Below are 18,933 nucleotides of genomic sequence, written 5' to 3' on the forward strand. Positions count from 1 at the left end.
CGCTCCCCAAGGAGGCGGTACGGCGGGAGGAGTCGATCAGACGGTCTCGACCGGCTTGGCGGTCTTCTCCAGCTCCGCGAAGAGGCCGGGCAGGACCCTGGCGTGCAGGATCGTGCCGTCCTCGGTGTGCTCGATGCCGAGGACCTCACCCTCCCCGTGCACCCTGGAGATCAGGTCGCCGCGCTCGTACGGCACGAGAAGCCTGACCTCCTGGTCGAACCGGGGCAGCTCCCGCTCGATCACGGCTCTCAGCTCGTCGATCCCGGCGCCCGTGCGGGCCGAGACCACGACCGTGTGCCTTTCCCGCGCGGTCAGCTGGGCCAGCACCACCGGGTCGGCGGCGTCGGCCTTGTTGATGACCACGATCTCCGGAATGTCGCGGGCGCCCTCGATATCGGTGATCACCTCACGCACCGCGGCGAGCTGCGACTCGGGGTCGGGGTGCGAGCCGTCGACCACGTGCAGGATCAGGTCGGCATCGCCGACCTCCTCAAGCGTGGAGCGGAATGCCTCGACGAGCTGGTGCGGCAGGTGCCGGACGAACCCGACGGTGTCGGCCAGCGTGAACAGGCGGCCGTCGGGCGTGTGCGCCCTGCGGACCGTCGGGTCGAGCGTGGCGAACAGGGAGTCCTCGACCAGCACTCCGGCGCCGGTCAGCCGGTTCAGCAGCGAGGACTTGCCCGCGTTGGTGTATCCGGCGATGGCCACGGCGGGGACCTCGCGCTGCAGGCGTCGTGCCCGCTTGGTCTCGCGGGCGGTGGTCATCCCGCCGATCTGGCGGCGCAGCTTGGCCATCCGCTCGCGGATCCGGCGGCGGTCCAGCTCGATCTTGGTCTCACCGGGACCGCGACCGCCCATGCCGACGCCGCCCGCGGCACGCCCGCCGACCTGGCGGGACAGGTTGCCACCCCAGCCTCGCAGGCGCGGCAGGAGGTAGTTGAGCTGTGCGAGCTCGACCTGGGCCTTGCCCTCGCGGCTCTTGGCGTGCTGGGCGAAGATGTCGAGGATCAGCATGGTCCGGTCGATGACCTTGACCTTGACCGTCTCCTCAAGCTGGCGGAGCTGGCCGGGGCTCAGCTCACCGTCGCACACCACGGTGTCGGCACCGGTGGCGGAGACGATGTCGGCGAGCTCCTGCGCCTTGCCCGCACCGATGTAGGTCGCCGTGTCGGGCTTCTGGCGGCGCTGGATCAGCCCCTCCAGCACCTCTGAACCCGCGGTCTCGGCGAGGAGCTTGAGCTCCAGGAGGGAGTTTTCGGCGTCGATCGCCGTACCGGAGGTCCAGACGCCGACCAGGACGACCCGCTCAAGTCGCAGCTGGCGGTATTCGACCTCGGTGACGTCTTCCAACTCCGTGGAGAGGCCCACCACCCGGCGGAGCGCCTGGCGCTCGGCCAGGTCCATCTCGCCGGTGTCGAGCAGGTCGTCGAATCGATCGATGTCCAGCGGCTCACGAGTGTCTATGTCGTCGCTCCATTCAGATGGTGGGTCCGTATGCGTCCTTCTCATATGAGTGAACGCCCGACCACCCCGGGTCTCTTCCCTTCGATGGTGCCATGGGAACCGCTCCGTCATCACCTGGTTATCACCGCTCCGTCCGCCGACCGGCGCGGCCCTGATCTCAGGATCGGTACCGGGGTCAGGGGACCAGGACCCGGGCGTCGCCGGAGCCGGTCTTCAGCGTGATCTTGCGCGGTGCCGAGGGGTCCCTGACGACCTCCACGGTCTCGTCGCCGGAGCCGGTCTCGGTGGTCACGTCGTAGCTGCCCTTGGGAAGGTACGCGGCGACGTCGCCCGAGCCGGTCTTGATCTCCACCCTGTCGGGCATGGCCGCGAACCTCGCCTCGACGTCGCCGGAGCCGGTGTCGGCGATGAACTCCTTGGAACCCAGGTTTCCCGCCTCGACGTCGCCGGAGCCGCTCGCGGCGTTCACTCCCCCGGTCAGGCCGCGCAGCGTGATGATGCCGGAACCGGTGTCGAGCTTGGCCGTCAGGCCCGGCGGGACCTCGACCTTGTAGTCGACCGAGCAGCTCATCCCATCGCAGCTGTGACGCAGGGTGAGCGTTCCGCCGTCCACCGGGTGCTCGGTGGTGGGCCTGTCGCCGCCACGCCAGTGGATGGTCTCGGTCACGTGGACGGCCGGCCGGTCCGACTCGGTGACCACGATGTCACCCGAGCCCGTGGCGACGTCCAGGGCCGTCACCTTGCCGGTGACGTCGTAGGAGACGACGTCCTGCTGCCGGCCACGGAAGTCCAGGGCGAACTCGCATCCCGAGAGCATGAAAACCGCCCCCAAGAGCCCCCCGGCGACGAGCGTGTTCTTCTTCATGCGCTCATTCCTCGACTTTCCGGGAAGTTTCTTCCCGCTCGCGACTGGATCCGCCCTCTCCCGCTGCCGAGAGACGCTGATCCAACTGTCTCCGAGTACGTCCCCCGGATCATCGGGGAATTCCCCGGCCGAGCCCTGAGGAGAACCCTGCCTTTGACCGAGAACTGGCCGTCGAGTAGCGTCTATTCCACAATTCAGAAGTGATTTTCCACGATACGGAAAGAGGCCTCATGGACGGCGTTGAGATCAATGGCCCCGGCCAGGACCGCTTCGACGAGATCCTCACGCCGGAGGCACTGGCCTTCGTGGCCACCCTCCAGCGCGAGTTCGACGGCCGGCGGCTGGAGTTGCTCCAGGCCCGCCAGGCCCGCCAGGCGGAGCTGTCGGCGGGCGGCACCCTCGACTTCCTGCCCGAGACCAGGCACGTGCGCGAGTCCGAGTGGCACGTCGCCTCGCCCGCGCCCGGCCTGGAGGACCGCCGCGTGGAGATCACCGGCCCGGTCGACCGGAAGATGACGATCAACGCACTGAACTCCGGCGCCAAGGTCTGGCTGGCCGACTTCGAAGACGCCAACGCCCCCACCTGGGAAAACACCGTCAACGGCCAGCTCAACCTTCGCGACGCGCTCGACCGGACCATCGACTTCTCCGCCGGGGAGAAGAGCTATGCCCTCAAACCCGACACCGAGCTGGCCACCATCGTGGTCCGCCCCCGCGGGTGGCACCTGGAGGAGAAGCACCTCACCCTCGACGGAGCCCCGTTCTCCGCCTCCCTCGTCGACTTCGGGCTCTACTTCTTCCACTCGGCGCAGCGGCAGATCGCCAAGGGCAAGGGCCCCTACTTCTACCTGCCGAAGATGGAGTCGCACCTGGAGGCCCGCCTCTGGAACGACGTCTTCGTCAGGGCCCAGGAACTGCTCGGCATCACCCAGGGCACGATCCGGGCGACGGTGCTCATCGAGACCTATCCGGCCGCGTTCGAGATGGAGGAGATCCTCTACGAGCTCCGCGACCACTCCGCCGGCCTCAACGCGGGCCGCTGGGACTACCTCTTCAGCGTGATCAAGAAGTTCCGCACCCGCGGCCGCGAGTTCCTGCTGCCCGAGCGGAACGCGGTGACGATGACCGCCCCGTTCATGCGCGCCTACACCGAACTCCTGGTCAGCACCTGTCACCGGCGCGGGGCCCACGCCATCGGCGGGATGGCCGCGTTCATCCCCTCCCGTCGCGACCCCGAGGTCAACAAGATCGCTCTGGAGAAGGTCACCGCCGACAAGACCCGCGAGTCCGGCGACGGCTTCGACGGCTCCTGGGTCGCCCACCCCGACCTGGTGCCGATCTGCCGCGACGTCTTCGACGCCGTACTCGGGTCGCGGCCGAACCAGCTCGACCGCCTGCGCGAGGACGTCTCCGTCTCCGCCGCCGACCTGCTCGCGGTCGCCAAGACCCCCGGCGACATCACCGAGGCGGGGCTGCGCAACAACGTGGACGTGGCACTGCGCTACCTGGCCGCCTGGATGGGCGGGCTGGGCGCGGTCGCGATCCACAATCTGATGGAGGACGCGGCGACCGCCGAGATCTCCCGCTCCCAGATCTGGCAGTGGATCCACAACGACATCAAGCTCGCCGACACCGGTGCCGTGGTGACCAGGGAACTGGTCGAGCAGATCATCGACGAGGAGCTCACCAAGATCAAGGAAGAGCCCGGATACGACGAGGCCCTTTACGACCAGGCGACCGCGCTGTTCAAGGAGGTCGCCCTGGACGACGACTTCGCGGAGTTCCTTACTCTCCCTGCCTATGCGCGTATGCCATGACATGACCGGCCCGACGGTGAGGAATCCTCATCCCCTGACGAGGATTCCTCACTCCAGGCGGTCACCGGCGGCGGATGCGGAGGCCGGGCCGAGTGGATACTTTGCGTGCATGAGTGATGACAGGAACGGCGAGGGAGCCGGGCGGGGCGACTACGGATCGCTGCTCGACGCCGTCAAGCGCGAGATCACCGGTAGCCGGGGGCGGGTGGCCCTGCTCACCACCGATGCCGAGCTGATCCGGCAGTACTGGCGGATCGGCCGCCACATCCTCGAACGGCAGACGGACGATGACTGGGGCAGAAAGGCGGTACCCCGGCTCTCCATCGACCTGCGCGGCGCGTTCCCCGAGGCCATGGGCTACTCGCGGACCAACCTCCTCTACATGAGGGCGTTCGCGGCGGCCTGGCCGGACTCCGTCCCGCAGACGGGGCGGCCGATCCCGTGGGGCCACCACATCGTCCTGCTGGACATGCTGGACAGCCGGGCGACGAGGGAGTTCTACGCGCGCAAGACCGCGGACGAGGGGTGGGCCAGGGGCGTCCTGATCACGATGATCAAAGGCCGGCTCCATCTCCGCATCCGTCACTCACCGCCGGGCCCCGCCCGTACGTCACCGGTCCCCGAGTGCCGGTCGGCGCAGCGGGGGTTCGCCGGGCTCCTGGACGAGGGCCCCAGGCACGGCAGGAACGCCGGCGCCCCGCGCTGAGCGAGAATTGAAGACGAGGACGATGTCCTCGATCGGCCGATGGAGGCCGGACGACGACGGCGGACGACGGCGGACGACGGCGGACGACGGCGACGTCACTGTCGTCGCCGGGTCCCGGTCGCGCCGGAGGAGGAACGATGGCGACGAAGACGCTGGACGAATCGGCCCGCAGGTTCGAGGAGCTCCTCGGCCCCGGGTCGGTGATCACCGATCCCGTACGGCTGCGCACCTACGAATGTGACGGGCTGACCCACCATCGGGCCACTCCCGGCGTCGTGGTGCTTCCGGAGAGCGCCGAGCAGATCGCGGCCGTGGTGCGGATCTGCAACGAGTACGGCCTGCCGTTCGTCGCCAGGGGCGCCGGGACGGGTCTGTCCGGCGGGGCTCTGCCGAGGACCGACGGGGTGCTGGTCGTGACCTCGAAGATGCGGCGGATCCTCTCCGTCGACGTGCCGAACCGGCGGGCGACCGTGGAACCGGGGGTCACCAATCTGGCGATCACCGAGGCCGTCCGCGACCTGGGCTACTACTACGCACCCGACCCCTCCAGCCAGCAGGTCTGCACGATCGGCGGCAACGTGGCGGAGAACTCGGGCGGCGCGCACTGCCTCAAGTACGGCTTCACCGTCAACCACGTGGTCGGCCTGGAGATCGTCACCCCCGACGGTGACATCGTCGAGCTCGCCGACGTCGGTCCCGGCTACGACCTGCTGGGCGCGTTCGTCGGCTCGGAGGGCACGCTCGGCATCGCGACCAAGGTCGTCGTACGGCTGAGCCGGCTTCCGGAGGCCGTGACGACGCTGCTGGCGGCGTTCGAGGACATCGAGCGGGGCGGGCGGGCGGTGTCGGCGATCATCGGCGGCGGCATCGTGCCGGCCGCGATCGAGATGATGGACGCCCTGGCCGTCGAGGCGGCCGAGGCGGCCGTGGCGTGTGCCTACCCCGAGGGTGCCGGCGCGGTGCTCATCGTGGAGCTGGACGGCCCGGCCGAGGAGGTCGCGCACTCCTTCGGCGAGGTGACCCGGATATGCCGGGAGAGCGGCGCGTTCGAGATACGGGTCGCCGACGACCCGGCGGAGCGGGCGGCCATCTGGCGGGGCCGCAAGTCGGCGTTCGCCGCGGTGGGCCGGATCAGCCCCGCCTACATCGTCCAGGACGGCGTCGTGCCGCGGACCGCGCTGCCCGAGGTGCTGGCGAGGATCGACGGGCTCTCCCGCGAGTACGGGATCAGGGTCGCGAACGTCTTCCACGCCGGTGACGGCAACCTGCACCCGCTGGTGCTGTTCGACGACGCGGAGCCCGGCGCGGGCGAGCGGGCGGAGATCGTCTCGGGAAAGATCCTCGATCTGTGCATCGAGCACGGCGGTTCCATCACCGGTGAGCACGGCGTCGGAGTGGACAAATCCCGATATATGACAAAAATGTTCTCCGACGACGACCTCGACACCATGCAGTTGGTGCGCTGTGCCTTCGACCCCCGTGGCCTGTCGAACCCGGGCAAGGTCTTCCCGACCCCGCGGCTGTGCGGCGAGGTTCCCGGGGTCCGCAAGGGCGTGCACCCGCTGGTCGAGTCGGGACAGGCGGAGCACTTCTGATGGAGGCGCTGCACGAGACGGGTGTGACGGTCCGGTCGGCGACCCCCGACGACACGGTGGGCGGGGTCCTGCCCCGCTGGGTCGCCCTGCCCGAGAGCACCGCCGAGGTCGCCGCGCTGATGCGCGTCTCGGCCGCGCACGACCTGGCCGTGGTTCCGGCGGGGAACGGCACGAAGCTCGGCTGGGGAAATCCCCCCGAGCGGTGCGACCTGCTGATCGACACCCGCCACATGCTTCTCGATAACGGATCGACGGTCGAGCACTCCTTCGGCGACCTCGTGGCACAGGTCGGCGCCGGACTCCCCCTCGACGTCCTCAACTCCACGCTCTCACGGTTCGGACAGGAACTGGCCCTGGACGGCACCCCGCGCGCCGGCACGGTCGGCGGCACACTCGCCACCGCGATCGCCGGCCCCCGCAGGTTCCGCTACGGCACCGCCCGCGACCTGTTGATCGGCGTCACGGTCGTACTGGCCGACGGCACGATCGCCTCCTCGGGCGGCAAGGTGGTCAAGAACGTCGCGGGCTACGACCTGGGCAAGCTCTTCACCGGCTCGTACGGCACGCTCGGTGTCATCACGGAGGCCACCTTCCGCCTCCACCCGATCCTCACCGACCGCCGCTGGATCACCGTGGAGCCGCACGCCTCCGGTGAACCGGCGTCCCCGGCCGGAGGCGGCCACGGGGCTGCCGCGCTGGTCACCGAGCTCGCGTCCGCCCTGGCCGAGCCGAGCGCGATCGAGCTGGAGTGGCCGGACCTCCTGGGCACCCCCACCGTGTCCGCGCTCGTCGAAGGGGTGGCGGCCGGTGCCCGGGCGGAGGCCGTGCGCCGGCTCATGGACGGGTACGGGAATGCGCTGATCACCGCGGAGGCGCCCGCCTGGTGGGCGGTGCCGCCCGGCGAGGACGTGCTGCTGGAGTTGCGGGTCCCGCCCGCCGCCGCGTACCCGGCGCTGCGGGCGGTCGCCGCTCGCGGGCTGCCCGCGCGCGTGCGCGGTTCGGTGGCCTCGGCGGTCCTGTGGGTCGCCCTGCCCGCCGACGTCGACGAGGCGGCCTTCGCCGGGTTCGTGACGGGCCTGCGCGACGACCTCCGCCGGCTCGGCGGCGCTCTGACCGTGCTCACCGCACCCGGTGAGATCACCCGCGGGGTGGATCGCTGGGGCCCGTCGGGCGCGCTGCCGCTGATGCGGCGGATCAAGGAACGGTTCGACCCCGGCCGGAGGATGTCCCCCGGCCGGTTCGTGGGAGGGATCTGACATGGATCCAGAGCTGATCAACGACTGCGTGCACTGCGGATTCTGTCTGCCCTCATGCCCGACGTACACCCTGTGGGGCGAGGAGATGGACTCCCCGCGCGGCCGGATCCATCTGATGAAGCAGCATGTCGAGGGCACGCCGCTGACACCGGAGATGGCCGGGCACTTCGACGCGTGCCTGGGGTGCATGGCGTGCGTGCCGGCCTGCCCGTCCGGGGTGAGGTACGACCGGCTGATCGAGCAGACCCGTGCCGAGGTCGAGCGGACGCACGTGCGGAAACCGGACGACCGGGCGCTGCGGGCGCTGGTCTTCCAGCTGTTCCCCTACCCCCGGCGGCTGCGGGCGATGCGGCTGCCGCTGCGGCTCAGTGCCGGGTTGCGCCGCGCGATCGCCCCGAGGCTGGAGCGGATCAACCCGTCCCTGGCGGCGATGGCCGACCTCGCTCCCCCGGCCACCACCAGGGAGAGACTGCCGCGCGTGCTCCCGGCGCGGGGCCCGCGCAGGGCGACGGTCGGGATGCTCACCGGATGCGTGCAGGGGGAGTTCTTCCCGCAGGTGAACGCGGCCACGGCCCGGGTGCTCGCGATGGAGGGCTGCGACGTGGTGATCCCGCCGTCGCAGGGCTGCTGCGGAGCGCTGTCCCTGCACTCGGGCCAGGAGAGACAGGCCCTGCGGTTCGCGAAGCGGACGATCTCCACCTTCGAGCGGGCGGGCGTCGACACGATCGTGGTCAACGCCGCCGGTTGCGGGTCGACGATGAAGGACTACGCGGAGATCCTCGACGCCGAGGGAGGCGAGTGGGCCGACAGGGCGCGGGCGATCAGAACCGTCGATCTGGCCGAGTATCTCGTCGCGCTCGGCCCCGTGGCCGAACGGCACCCGCTGCCGCTCACCGTGGCCTACCACGACGCCTGCCACCTGGCCCACGCGCAGGGGATACGCTCCGAGCCCCGCAGGCTCCTGGAAGGCGTGCCCGGCCTGGAGCTGAGGGAGATCGCCGAGTCGGCGATCTGCTGCGGCTCGGCGGGAACCTATAACCTGTTCCAGCCTCAGACCGCCAGGGACCTCGGCGACCGCAAGGCGGAGCGGGTGCTGGCCACCGGCGCCGACCTGCTGGTCTCGGCCAATCCCGGCTGCACCATGCAGATCGTCTCGGCGATCCGCCGCCGGGGGGCCGAGCCCATCCCCGTGGCGCACACCGCCCAGGTCCTCGACGCCTCGCTGCGCGGGCTCACGGAGGTGCCGTGAGCGAGCCGTCCGGCGGCCACGGGACACGCACGGATCCGGGGTCGCCCGGCGAGGAGGTCACATGAGCGCTGTGCAGTCGGTCGATCGGACGCTGGACGTGCTGGAGGCGCTGGCCGAGCAGGGCGGGGAGGCAGGGCTCTCGGAGATCGCGGCCAGGACCGGCCTGCCCTACGGGACGATCCACCGGCTGCTGCGCACGCTGCTCGCGCGGGGCTACGTGCGCCAGGAGTCCGACCGCCGCTACGCCCTGGGCGGCGCGCTGATACGACTCGGCGGGGTGGCCGAGCGCATGGTCGGCGTATGGGCGCAACCCCACCTGAGGAAGATGGTCGAACTGTGGGGCGAGACGGCCAACCTGGCGGTGTTGGAGGGGGACTTCGTGGTCTACGTCGCCCAGGCGCTCTCGCCGAGGCGGCTGCGGATGTTCGCCGAGGTCGGAAGGCGGGTGCTGCCGCACAGCACCGCGGTGGGAAAGGTCCTGATGGCCGACCGGCCGGATGCCGAGGTGGCGTCGCTGGTCGAGCGCACCGGCATGCCCCGGCGGACCGCCAACACGATCACCGACCTGCCGGGGATGCTCACCGAGCTTGAGCGGGTGCGCGAGCACGGGTACGCGATGGACCTGGGCGAGGAGGAGATCGGCGTGCACTGTCTGGCGGTGGGCGTACACGACGGGGTGCGGACCGTCGCCGCGCTGTCGGTCTCCGGACCCGCCGAGCGGATCTCCGCACTCGACCGGCGGGACCTCACCGAGGGGATGCGCAGGATCGCGCGCGACTTCGGCGCCGAGCTGGGTCCGGCCACGTCCACCAAGGCGGATGGCACGGCATGAACCGGTCACCCGTGACGGTTCCGGCCACCGGGGTCAGCGGCCGGGAGGGGTGATGTTGAGGTTGCTGCCCTGCGGCACCGGGACCACGCTGACCTGCCCCTTCTGGATGGCCTGCCAGAGCACGGCGCCCTGCGGGCCGAGGACTTTGACAAGGTCCTTGATCGATTCGATCTCGGTGCGGACCTTGGCGTTGCGCTGGGTCTGTGCGACGTTCTCCGCCTTGGCCGCCTGCTCCGAGGCCAGGGCGTTGACCAGGGCCTCCGGCGGCTCGGGCTTCTGGATGGTCAGGGAGATGTCACCGCACTGCCCACTGCCCGCGTAGTTCTGGCTGCAGAAGTAGTCGCCCCCCGCCGTCCCCTTGATGAACTCCCTGGCGAGCTGGCCGACCCGCGTCTCCCACGCCTGCTTCACCTTCGGGTCGTTGAACAGCCCCCGCCACTCGAACTCCTGCGAGGCGGCGTCCATGGCCCGGTCCAGCGGCACCCGCATGTAGATGTTGAGCATCCGCCGCCAGCCGTCGGACGACTCGCCCTCCTCGTAGTAGGCGCGGAACTTCAGCCCGATCTTCTCGTGGAAGTGCTGGAGCGTCCTGCAGTCGGTGTTCAACGTGAACGTCGCCACCCCGGACACGATCATCTCCACGTTGTCCTTGGAGACCACGGACAGCGGCTTGGACTCGGCCTCGTCCGCCCCGGAGAAGTCGAAGGTCCGCTGGCCGAACGGGTAGGAATATCCTCTGTCGCCGGGACCGAGGAGCGTGGCGCCGCTGGAGGGGTTGATGCACTTCTCGAACTTGATGGCCTCGAAGGTGCCGCCCGCGTAGTGCAGGACCACCTCGTCGGGCTGGGTGCTCACGCGCGAGCAGCCGCTGAGGGCGAACCCGGAGACCACCAGAACGGCGACCGCGAGGAGGAACCACTTCAACAGCGGTCGCCTGCCGCCACCGGCCTTCTGAGCGCTCATCATCTCTCCCTTTGCACCCGTTTCGTGAAAGCGGATCCTAGTGGCGGCTGATCGCGAGCGCCGGAACCACCGACGACCGACACCCAAGGGAGACATATCCGTCTATGGAACCCGATGGAGCCGGTCGGCGGAGTAGGGAGTGAGAGTGCGTACACGCTCCGGAAGGATTCCCTCCTGATGACGACTGGACGAAACAGGTGGTGACACTGGATCACCCCCAACGGACCGGGGCGTTCCCGCTGTCCCCTCCCGCCGACGACGCGACCGACGCGACGCTGATCGGGGAGTCCCTGACGAACCCGGACAGGTTCGCCGGGCTCTTCGACCGGCACGCCGACGAGATCCACCGGTACGTGGCGCGGCGGCTGGACGACGTGACCACGGCCGACGACATGACGGCCGAGACGTTCCTCGTGGCCTTCCGCAAGCGGACCCGGTACGACGTACGGCTCCTTCGGCTTCGAGGCGATGAACCCGGAGACGGGCGAGCCAGATGAGGAGACCCGCTACCTCTACCGGACCAGGCGAGCCATCTGGCTGTCCGCCGACGGGACGAGGAACGGCGTGCTGCGGATCGAACACCTGGAGCCCAGGGCCTACCCGGGCTGGCCGATCCCCGAGACGGCGTACAAGGAGCCCGGAGTCGAGACGATGCCGCTGGTGAACTGCGCGAAGACCCCCGAATACCTGCGTACCGACCACGCGGCGCTCAGGAGGCTCCCCACGGACGCCGACGGGATGCGCGCCCACCTCTACACCGGCGACCGGGGCGGCAACTCCAAGGACGAGGCGGCCTTCACCGCGGCGGGCGACATGCTCAGGGAGACCTACATGCCCCCGGCGCAGCGGGCGGCGCTGTTCAAGGCGGTGGGCACCATCCCCGGGGTCGACGTCACCGAGCGGGCCGAGGACGCGGCCGGACGCGAGGGGATCGGCGTCGGCAGGGTCGGCCTCGACGGCGTCAGGCAGGATCTGATCTTCGACGCGAAGACGTACGATCTGCTCGGCGAGCGCGGGATCGTGGTCGACGAGAAGGCCGCCAAGTCCCCCAGGGGCAGCCTGGTCGCCTCGACCGCCCAGCTCTCGGTCACGGTGGCCGACGAGGCTCCCGAGGTGGAGGCCGGGGACGCGGACCGCTGCGGCTGACAGCCGCTCCTGCCTGCCCCCCGCCCGCCGCGGCGCCGTGGACCCGACTTCGCGGACGGGGAGCCCCGGCCACGGCCGATCAGCTGTGGACGCGGTGGACGGGTGATCCGTCGGCCGCGCAGTTGACCTCGACCTTGACCTCGGTCTCCTCGGACTCGAACTCGACGCGGGCCCGGTCGGCGGGTCCACGCTCGACGTCGTCGGTCTGGAATCCCTGGGCCGGGCTCCACGACCGGAGGGTGACCAGGCCGTCCTTACACCGGGCGATGACCCTGCCGCCCGCCGTGGTGATCACCCGGCTCTCGCCGGGCTCCGCGACGGGCGTGGCGGTGACGGTAGCGGCCGGCTGGGGAGCGGACTCGGCGACGGTCGGTTCGGAAGCGGACCCGGCGGGATCCGAGGTGACCCCGGACGTGGGGACGGCCGTGGGAGCGGCGGTGGGAAGACCGCCGGGAAGGGACGAGGCGAGAGCGAGAGCCTTGTCGACCTCGGCCGCGGAGAGAGGCCGGAGCCCGGCGGTCGTCAGCGGCTCGCTGAGACGGTCGATCACCGCCACACCCGCTCCGGTCGCGAGAAGCCCGGTGACCAGCCATCCGGCCACGACCAGGGGAAGACGCTTGCGCATGCGCTCACTGTGCCACCTGAAACGATAAGACGAGGTTAAGGGGCCGATAACCCGCTTTGGAGGTGGCACGGCGGAAGGCTAACGTGGCGGCAAATGTCAAACGTACTGCTCATCGAGGACGACGTCGCGATCCGCACCTCCCTCACCCGGGGCCTGCGCGACCGCGGCCACGCCGTGTCGTCCGCTCCCGCCGCTCTCGACGGCCTCCGGCTGGCCGTCGAGGAACGCCCCGACCTGGTGGTACTCGATCTCGGCCTGCCCGATATGGATGGGCTGGATCTCCTTCGGATGCTCCGGGCGGTGAGCCGGGTCCCGGTGATCGTGGCGACCGCGCGGGACGGCGACGCGGAGATGGTCAGGTTGCTGGACGCGGGCGCCGACGACTACGTGGTCAAGCCGTTCAGCGCGACCCAGCTCGACGCCCGGATACGGGCGGTGCTCCGGCGGGTGGCCGGTGAGAACCGCGCCGACAGCTCGGTCACCGTCGGGGGCCTGCGGATCGACCCGCGCACCCGGGAGGCGACCTTGGACGGTACGCCACTGGATCTGAGCCCCCGGGAGTTCGACCTGCTCCACTACCTGGCCACCCGCCCCGGCGAGGTGGTCACCAAGCGGGAGCTGCTCACCCACGTCTGGCAGATCCCCTACGGCGGAGCCGACAAGACCGTGGACGTCCACCTGTCGTGGCTCCGCCGCAAGCTGGGCGAGACCTCCCAGGAGCCCCGCTACCTGCAGACCGTCAGGGGTGTAGGCGTGCGACTGGCCGCCCCGGCATGAGGCGCTGGCTGACCCTGCTGGTCGCGGCGACCACCTCCCTCGTACTGATCGCGCTGATGGTCCCGCTGGCGCTCCTGGTCCGCACGGTGGCGGTGAGCGGGGCGGTCAGCGAGGCCGAGAGCGAGGCCGAGTCGGTGGCCGTCGCGGTCGGCGCCGTGGACACCGAGACCCTGCGGCTCACCACGGAACAGACCTCGCATCCGGTCACCGTCTTCCTCCCCGACGGCCAGGTGATCGGTGCCCCCGCCTCGCGCTCCACCGCCGTGGAGCTGTCCTTCCTCGGTCGCAGCGTCACCGCCGCCGTCCCCGGCGGGCGGGAGATCCTGGTCTCGGTCCAGGGAGCGCCCGGGGGCACCGCGGTGGTCCGGGTGTTCCTGGACGACGACCGGCTGACCAGGGGGGTGCCCCAGGTCTGGGCCGGACTGGCGGCGCTCGGCCTGGCCCTGGTCGGTCTGGGCGTGCTGGTCGGCGACCGGCTGGCCCGCGCGGTGATCAGGCCGATCACCGCGCTGGCGGGGGTCTCGCACCGGCTCGCCGCGGGCGATCTGTCCGCCAGGACCGTGCCCGACGGCCCGGTCGAGGTGCACGCGGTCGGCCTCGCCCTCAACCACCTGGCCGAGCGCATCACCGGCCTGCTGGCGGAGGAGCGGGAGAGCGCCGCCGACCTGTCACACCGGCTGCGCACCCCGCTGACCGGGCTGAGACTGGAGGCGGAGTCCCTGACCGACCCGGAGGAGTCGGCCAGGATCGAGGCCCGGGTGGACGCCCTGGAACGCGCCGTCACCTCGGTGATCACCGAGGCCAGACGGCGGGTGCGGGAGCGGGCCGAGTGCGACGCGGCGGCGGTGACCGCGGCCCGGGTCGCGTTCTGGTCGGTGCTCGCCGAGGATCAGTCGCGGCATTTCACCCTCGACCTGGCACCGGGCCCGCTGCCGGTCGCCGTCGCCGCGGACGAGCTGGCCGCCTGCGTGGACGCGCTGCTCGGCAACGTGTTCGCGCACACACCCGAGGGGGTCTCGTTCTCCGTACGCTTGGAGCCGGCCGAGGGTGGCGCGCTGCTGACCGTCGCCGACGCCGGTCCCGGCTTCGCCACCTCCGACCCGCTGCAGCGCGGTGAGAGCGGGGCCGGGTCGACCGGCCTCGGCCTCGACATCGCCCGCCGCACCGCCGAGTCGGCGGGCGGCTCGCTGTCCCTGCGAACATCCTCCGCGGGCGGAGCGGGCGTGACCCTGTTCCTGCCCGCCGTCCCGTCCTGAGGAACGGCCGGTCCTGAGGAAAGGCCGGTCCTGAGGAACGGCCGGTCCTGAGGAACGGCCGGTCCTGAGGAACGGCCGGTCCTGCTCCTAGTGGAGCAGGTTCATCACCATGATCACTCCATCCGGCGACATGTCGTCGGTGTGCAGCCGGGAGAGATCGACACGGAGCCTGGTGGGACGTCCTCTCCGGTTCACGCCGTCCAGGGTGACGCTGTCACCGCGATCGTTTCCCGGGCCGGGCTCCGCGTCCAGCATCCGCTGCACCTGAGCCAGGATCTCCCCGACGGGAAGACCGATGTCGAGAGAGGCCAGCCGGCAACCGAGCGCCTCGTCCGTGCGGAGCCCCCACAGCTCCTCGGCTCCCGGGCTCCAGACCAGCACCCTCAGGTCCGTGTCGACCACGGCCACGGCGTCGCCAAGGCTGCGCACCACCGAGGAGACGAGGTCGGTGGCCCGCTTGAGCTCGTCGCTACAGGAATTCAGGGTGTCGTTGATCTGCTGGAGCTCGTCGTTCGTGGACTGCAGCTCCTCGTTCATCGTCTCCAGTTCCTCGTTCGTGGACTGCAGCTCCTCGTTGGTGGTCTCCAGCTCCTCGTTGGTCGACTGCAGCTCCTCGTTGGTGGTCTCCAGCTCCTCGTTGGTCGACTGCAGCTCCTCGTAGGCGTGCTCCAGCTCCCTGTTCGTCTGCTCCAGCCGGTCGCGGAGCCGACGGTAGCGCGTCACGTCGTGGAAGTTGACGCCGACGCCCACCAGCTCACCGCCCGGCTCGACAAGCGGGACGACGGCGATGTCGAAGACGCTCGCCTCCGGCGCGTCCGGCCGGCGCCAGGTGACGTCCTGCAACTCGGCGACGCGCAGGTCCTGCTCCACCTGGTCGATCACCGAGCGGAGCTCGACCGGCCGGTAGGAGATCTCCAGATCCTGGAACGGCCGCCCGATGTCGCGCGGATTGAGGTTGAAGAGCAGCTCGGCCCGCGAGTTCGCCAGGGCGAGGTTCCTGGAACGGTCGAGCGCTATCTGGGCGACAGGACCGGTGGCGAGCGCCGCCGCCTGCAGCACCGTGTGCCGCACGTACGGGTGGCTCTGCGACACACCGGTGCCCGGCGCCCAGGTGACGCGGTTGCCGGGTGGCGGCGATCCGATCTTCTTGAACAGCCTCATCCGGAGGTTCACCGGCTCGAACCTGTCACCGTGATTGAGCAGCATCTCCGCCTTGCCCAGGAAGAGGTAACCGGGGTCGGAGAGCGCGAAGTGGAATCGGCGGACGATGCTGAGCTGGGTCTCGCTGTTGAAGTACATCAGCGTGTTGCGGGCCAGCATCAGATCGACCCGGGAGATCGGCGCGTCGCGCGTGAGGTCGTTACGACCGAAGATCAGCTGGCGTCGCAGGTCGCGGCGGAACGCGAAGCCGGCGTCCGCCGGCTCGAAGTACTTCTGGCGCAGCCCGTCCGGCAACTCGGAGAGCCGGCGCTCGCTGTAGACCGCCGCGCGCGCCGTTTGGAGGGCCTTCTGATCGAGGTCCGTGGCGTAGATCTTCACCCGTTCACGGAAGGCGTCCATGCCGAGCTCCTCGGCCAGCAGCATCGCGAGGCTGTAGGCCTCCTCTCCCGTCGCACAGCCCGCGCTCCAGATCCGGATCACCTTTCCCGGCCCTTTGCTCTCCAGCAGGGAGGGGATCACGCTCTCGCGGAGCGTCTGCCAGGCGGGCGGATCGCGGAAGAAGGCGGTGACGTTGATCAGCAGGCTGTCGAAGAGCCTGCCGAACTCCTCGGGTTCCAGCTCTAAATAATCACGATACTCACCGTAGTCACGCAGCTTGAGCGCCCCGAGCCTCCTGCTGATGCGACGCATGAGGGTGGTGCGCTTGTACCCCGTGAAATCGAAACCGCGCGTCTCCTTCAACATGAGCAGGAGATCGTCGAATTCACGTTCGTCGCCGGGCATCACACTGCCAGCCTAGGCCCGTCACCGACCGCTACGTGAGGGCAAAGCCATCACCGGTGCCGTCGATGCGGCTTTGTGGCATTCGCATCGTCTCCACTGCCCGTCTGGTCTGCGCGGCGTCCTCCAGCAGCCGCTGCGAGGAATGTTTCCTTCCCTGCGCCTCCGCACGCTCCAGCATGCGCGGCCACTCCGCCGGCAGGGTGCGCAGGGCCGCCACCCCGCCCGTGGAGGCGGCGACGACCGCCAGGTCACGCCCATTGGAACCTGCCACATTTAGCTTCTATCCCACCGGGACCCATTCATACTGGGGAACCATAGGATTGTCGGCGGAGCCCGGAAAATCCCTTGAAGGGTATGTGGCCAGCATGGATATGTCGGTGTATGTCATTCACCAGTACGGCGACACGGCTCTGGTGGCCGTGACGGGCGAGGTGGACGCCTTCAATTACCGGCTGCTGGAGTCGGAGCTGGAACACCTCATTCGCACAGGTGCGCGGCATATTCTCGTGGACGCCGGCGAACTGCTCTTCTGTGACATCCGCGGGGCTCGGGCGCTGGAGCGGATCCACCAGGGTCTTCGCGTGGCCGGAGGAGAACTGTTCGTCGTCCCCTCCCCGACCGTCGCCCGGTTGTTCAACATGCTCTGGGGGGCGCAGGGGCCCGAACACCCGGGCCTGGTCACCGTCTCCCATCTGGACCAGTTCCCCGAACCCCCGTCGCTCCCCCTGCGGCACGCCCCTGTCCTGCGTCGCGTCGGCGGCGGGCGCCGCGCGCGCAGGGCCGCCACACCGCCCGTCGACACCCTCGCCTCCAGGCCGGGAGACGGCCCGGAGACGAGGGCGTCCCCGCCTGCGGAACGCCCGGTGCATCCTGCCCTGGAGAGGTCGTCGCGCCTGAGGCGGGAGGCCGCGGCACGCCTGGAGACGCTGCGTCTCCAGGCGCAGACGACCTGCGCGATGCTCGCCGAGATCCAGGACCGGATGGCCATCCTGCACGCGGAGCTGGATACTCACATCGCGGTGCGGGCCGCGGTGAGACTGGCCTGCGACGACCACTCCCGGCAGGCGAAGGTGGATCGGACGCGCGACCTCACCACGTCGTTCTCGATCGGAGCCGACTAAGCGATCCCGGCCGGCGACCCCGGGGGCCGCGGGCCACGAGCGGACCGCGGAGACGGGCAGCGGAGGCGGGCAGCGGAGAGGCGGGGAAGCATCCGGTCCCAGGCTCTGAAGCACCGGCCCCAGGCTCTGAAGCACCGCCACCAGGCCGTCCGCGGCGACGCCCGGGAACCGGTTCTCCTCACTTAACGATCTCTTAGCGTGCCCCTAGCAAAATCTCCGCAAATCATGACTCATGAAGCGAATCACCAGAATCACCATCGGAACCCTCGCAACCGCCGCCCTGCTGACCGGAGGGGGCGGCATCGCCCTCGCCGCGCACCAGACGGACAGCGCGGCGATCACCGCCACCGCGGCCGCCGGCACGACCGGCGCCACAGGCACCACGGGAACCACAGGCACCACAGGCACCACCGCGGCGGCCATCTCCTCCCGCAAGGCCGTGCAGATCGCCAAGAAGCGCCTTCCCGGCGCGCGCGTGAGCAAGGTCGAACGCGAGTGGGAGCACGGCCGGCGCGCCTGGAAGGTCGAGCTGCACAAGGGCGCCTGGGAGTACGACGTCTACGTGTCGGCGAGGACAGGAAAGATCATCAAGTTGAAGCGCGAGTACGACGACTGATCAGCAGGCCTCGAGTACGGCCTGCATGGCGTCCTTCTCCGCGGGCGTCACCCACAGGCCGTACTTGACCTTCACCTTGATCTGGCGCTCGACGTAGGGGCACCGGTAGGCGTGGCGCGGCGGGAGCCACGTCGCCGCGTCACCGGCGCCCTTCTGGCTGTTCAACGGTCCGTCGACGGCCAGCAGGTTCAGCGGGTCGTTGGCCAGCTCCTTGCGCTTGGTCTTGGTCCACCCCTGGGCGCCCTTCTGCCAGGCGTCGGCGAGCGCGATCACGTGGTCGATCTGCACCGCCGAACTGGTCCGCGTGCCACGCTCGAACTTGATGGTCTTGCCGCTGTAGGGGTCGTCGAGAATGCCGGACTGCACAATGCAGTTCTTGCCGCCCTCCTTGAAAGTCTCGTCCTTCAGGTCGCGAATGAGAATGTCGTTGCGGGTGTCACAGCCGTTCTTGTCGACGTCCGACCATGCGGGACCGAACTCGTCACGGTCGAAACCGGTCATCGGGGCGCGGCCCTTGACATCAAGGCTCTTCAGGTCCTTGAGCGCCTCGGACGCGGACTGCCCGCCGCCGGCAGACGTCGGCCCGCCGTCCAGATCGCCCGGAATCGGGCCACAGCCCGCCACCGTGAACGCGATCGTCGCGACGACCATGCCTCGTGCCAGCGCAGCCCGCACTGTGCCACCTCTCCCGCGCGTTCACT

At 69.9% G+C, this 18,933-nt stretch carries 19 protein-coding genes; 12 read left to right on the forward strand and 7 right to left on the reverse strand.

The genetic code is table 11. The features are described 5' to 3' along the window. Window positions 1–36 precede the first annotated feature (36 nt). Both hflX and OIE13_RS20770 read right to left on the reverse strand, forming a co-directional pair. A complete protein-coding gene (gene hflX / locus OIE13_RS20765; protein ID WP_326647000.1) occupies window positions 37–1,404 on the reverse strand; it encodes a GTPase HflX in 1,368 nt (455 codons plus the stop codon). Window positions 1,405–1,639: 235 nt separating this feature from the next. After that, a complete protein-coding gene (locus OIE13_RS20770) occupies window positions 1,640–2,329 on the reverse strand; it encodes a DUF4097 family beta strand repeat-containing protein (RefSeq protein WP_326637362.1) in 690 nt (229 codons plus the stop codon). 230 nt (window positions 2,330–2,559) lie between these two features. Between OIE13_RS20770 and aceB the strand changes: the two genes are divergently transcribed. The 6 genes from aceB to OIE13_RS20800 all read left to right on the forward strand — a co-directional run bounded on the left by aceB (window position 2,560) and on the right by OIE13_RS20800 (window position 9,784). Then, the gene (gene aceB / locus OIE13_RS20775; RefSeq protein ID WP_326637360.1) at window positions 2,560–4,146 is read left to right on the forward strand and encodes a malate synthase A; all 1,587 of its coding nucleotides are present in this window, start codon (window positions 2,560–2,562) and stop codon (window positions 4,144–4,146) included. A 109-nt stretch (window positions 4,147–4,255) separates the two neighbouring features. Further along, window positions 4,256–4,852, forward strand: coding sequence for a DUF1016 N-terminal domain-containing protein (locus OIE13_RS20780; protein ID WP_326637358.1), 597 nt, complete (start codon window positions 4,256–4,258; stop codon window positions 4,850–4,852). 137 nt (window positions 4,853–4,989) lie between these two features. Continuing rightward, a complete protein-coding gene (locus OIE13_RS20785) occupies window positions 4,990–6,447 on the forward strand; it encodes an FAD-binding oxidoreductase (protein WP_326828586.1) in 1,458 nt (485 codons plus the stop codon). Continuing rightward, window positions 6,447–7,703: an FAD-binding oxidoreductase gene (locus OIE13_RS20790; protein WP_326828587.1), complete on the forward strand. Its 1,257-nt coding sequence runs from the start codon at window positions 6,447–6,449 to the stop codon at window positions 7,701–7,703. Before OIE13_RS20785 ends, OIE13_RS20790 begins: the two co-directional genes overlap by 1 nt. A gap of 1 nt (window position 7,704) precedes the next feature. After that, a complete protein-coding gene (locus OIE13_RS20795; RefSeq protein ID WP_326828588.1) occupies window positions 7,705–8,952 on the forward strand; it encodes a (Fe-S)-binding protein in 1,248 nt (415 codons plus the stop codon). A 61-nt stretch (window positions 8,953–9,013) separates the two neighbouring features. Continuing rightward, window positions 9,014–9,784 (forward strand): IclR family transcriptional regulator, encoded by a 771-nt coding sequence (locus OIE13_RS20800; protein WP_326637353.1) that lies wholly within the window; start codon window positions 9,014–9,016, stop codon window positions 9,782–9,784. A 33-nt stretch (window positions 9,785–9,817) separates the two neighbouring features. Here the strand turns inward: OIE13_RS20800 and OIE13_RS20805 are convergent, their stop codons facing one another. Next, window positions 9,818–10,750, reverse strand: coding sequence for a hypothetical protein (locus tag OIE13_RS20805; RefSeq protein ID WP_326637351.1), 933 nt, complete (start codon window positions 10,748–10,750; stop codon window positions 9,818–9,820). A gap of 197 nt (window positions 10,751–10,947) precedes the next feature. Here OIE13_RS20805 and OIE13_RS20810 point away from each other — a divergent pair, with 197 nt between their 5' ends. Together OIE13_RS20810 and OIE13_RS20815 are read left to right on the forward strand one after the other, a co-directional pair. Beyond that, a complete protein-coding gene (locus tag OIE13_RS20810) occupies window positions 10,948–11,244 on the forward strand; it encodes an RNA polymerase sigma factor (protein ID WP_326637348.1) in 297 nt (98 codons plus the stop codon). Continuing rightward, the gene (locus tag OIE13_RS20815) at window positions 11,216–11,893 is read left to right on the forward strand and encodes a CU044_5270 family protein (RefSeq protein WP_326637346.1); all 678 of its coding nucleotides are present in this window, start codon (window positions 11,216–11,218) and stop codon (window positions 11,891–11,893) included. The genes OIE13_RS20810 and OIE13_RS20815 overlap by 29 nt, the downstream gene beginning before the upstream one ends. 79 nt (window positions 11,894–11,972) lie before the next feature. Here OIE13_RS20815 and OIE13_RS20820 read toward each other — a convergent pair whose 3' ends face one another. Further along, complete coding sequence (locus tag OIE13_RS20820; RefSeq protein WP_326637343.1) at window positions 11,973–12,518, reverse strand: hypothetical protein; 546 nt, start codon at window positions 12,516–12,518, stop codon at window positions 11,973–11,975. A gap of 93 nt (window positions 12,519–12,611) precedes the next feature. On the opposite strand from OIE13_RS20820, the gene OIE13_RS20825 reads away from it, so the two are divergent. Continuing rightward, window positions 12,612–13,295, forward strand: coding sequence for a response regulator transcription factor (locus OIE13_RS20825; protein ID WP_326637239.1), 684 nt, complete (start codon window positions 12,612–12,614; stop codon window positions 13,293–13,295). Next, window positions 13,292–14,551 (forward strand): sensor histidine kinase, encoded by a 1,260-nt coding sequence (locus OIE13_RS20830; RefSeq protein WP_326828589.1) that lies wholly within the window; start codon window positions 13,292–13,294, stop codon window positions 14,549–14,551. The genes OIE13_RS20825 and OIE13_RS20830 overlap by 4 nt, the downstream gene beginning before the upstream one ends. An 87-nt stretch (window positions 14,552–14,638) precedes the next feature. Here OIE13_RS20830 and OIE13_RS20835 read toward each other — a convergent pair whose 3' ends face one another. Together OIE13_RS20835 and OIE13_RS20840 are read right to left on the reverse strand one after the other, a co-directional pair. Further along, entirely contained in the window at window positions 14,639–16,495 is a 1,857-nt protein-coding gene (locus tag OIE13_RS20835; RefSeq protein ID WP_326646999.1) for a CheR family methyltransferase, read from the reverse strand. Between the two features lie 31 nt (window positions 16,496–16,526). After that, window positions 16,527–16,766 (reverse strand): hypothetical protein, encoded by a 240-nt coding sequence (locus OIE13_RS20840; RefSeq protein ID WP_326637235.1) that lies wholly within the window; start codon window positions 16,764–16,766, stop codon window positions 16,527–16,529. A 106-nt stretch (window positions 16,767–16,872) separates the two neighbouring features. On the opposite strand from OIE13_RS20840, the gene OIE13_RS20845 reads away from it, so the two are divergent. Continuing rightward, window positions 16,873–17,616: an STAS domain-containing protein gene (locus OIE13_RS20845; RefSeq protein WP_326828590.1), complete on the forward strand. Its 744-nt coding sequence runs from the start codon at window positions 16,873–16,875 to the stop codon at window positions 17,614–17,616. Between the two features lie 232 nt (window positions 17,617–17,848). After that, on the forward strand, window positions 17,849–18,232 hold the full coding sequence (locus OIE13_RS20850) for a PepSY domain-containing protein (protein WP_326828591.1): 384 nt from the start codon (window positions 17,849–17,851) through the stop codon (window positions 18,230–18,232). Here the strand turns inward: OIE13_RS20850 and OIE13_RS20855 are convergent, their stop codons facing one another. Continuing rightward, window positions 18,233–18,907, reverse strand: a complete 675-nt coding sequence (locus OIE13_RS20855) for an HNH endonuclease family protein (RefSeq protein ID WP_326637230.1) — start codon at window positions 18,905–18,907, stop codon at window positions 18,233–18,235. It lies immediately after the preceding gene. Between the last annotated feature and the right edge of the window lie 26 nt (window positions 18,908–18,933).

This window comes from Streptosporangium sp. NBC_01810 (assembly GCF_035917355.1).
In the GTDB taxonomy this organism is placed as follows: Bacteria; Actinomycetota; Actinomycetes; order Streptosporangiales; family Streptosporangiaceae; genus Streptosporangium.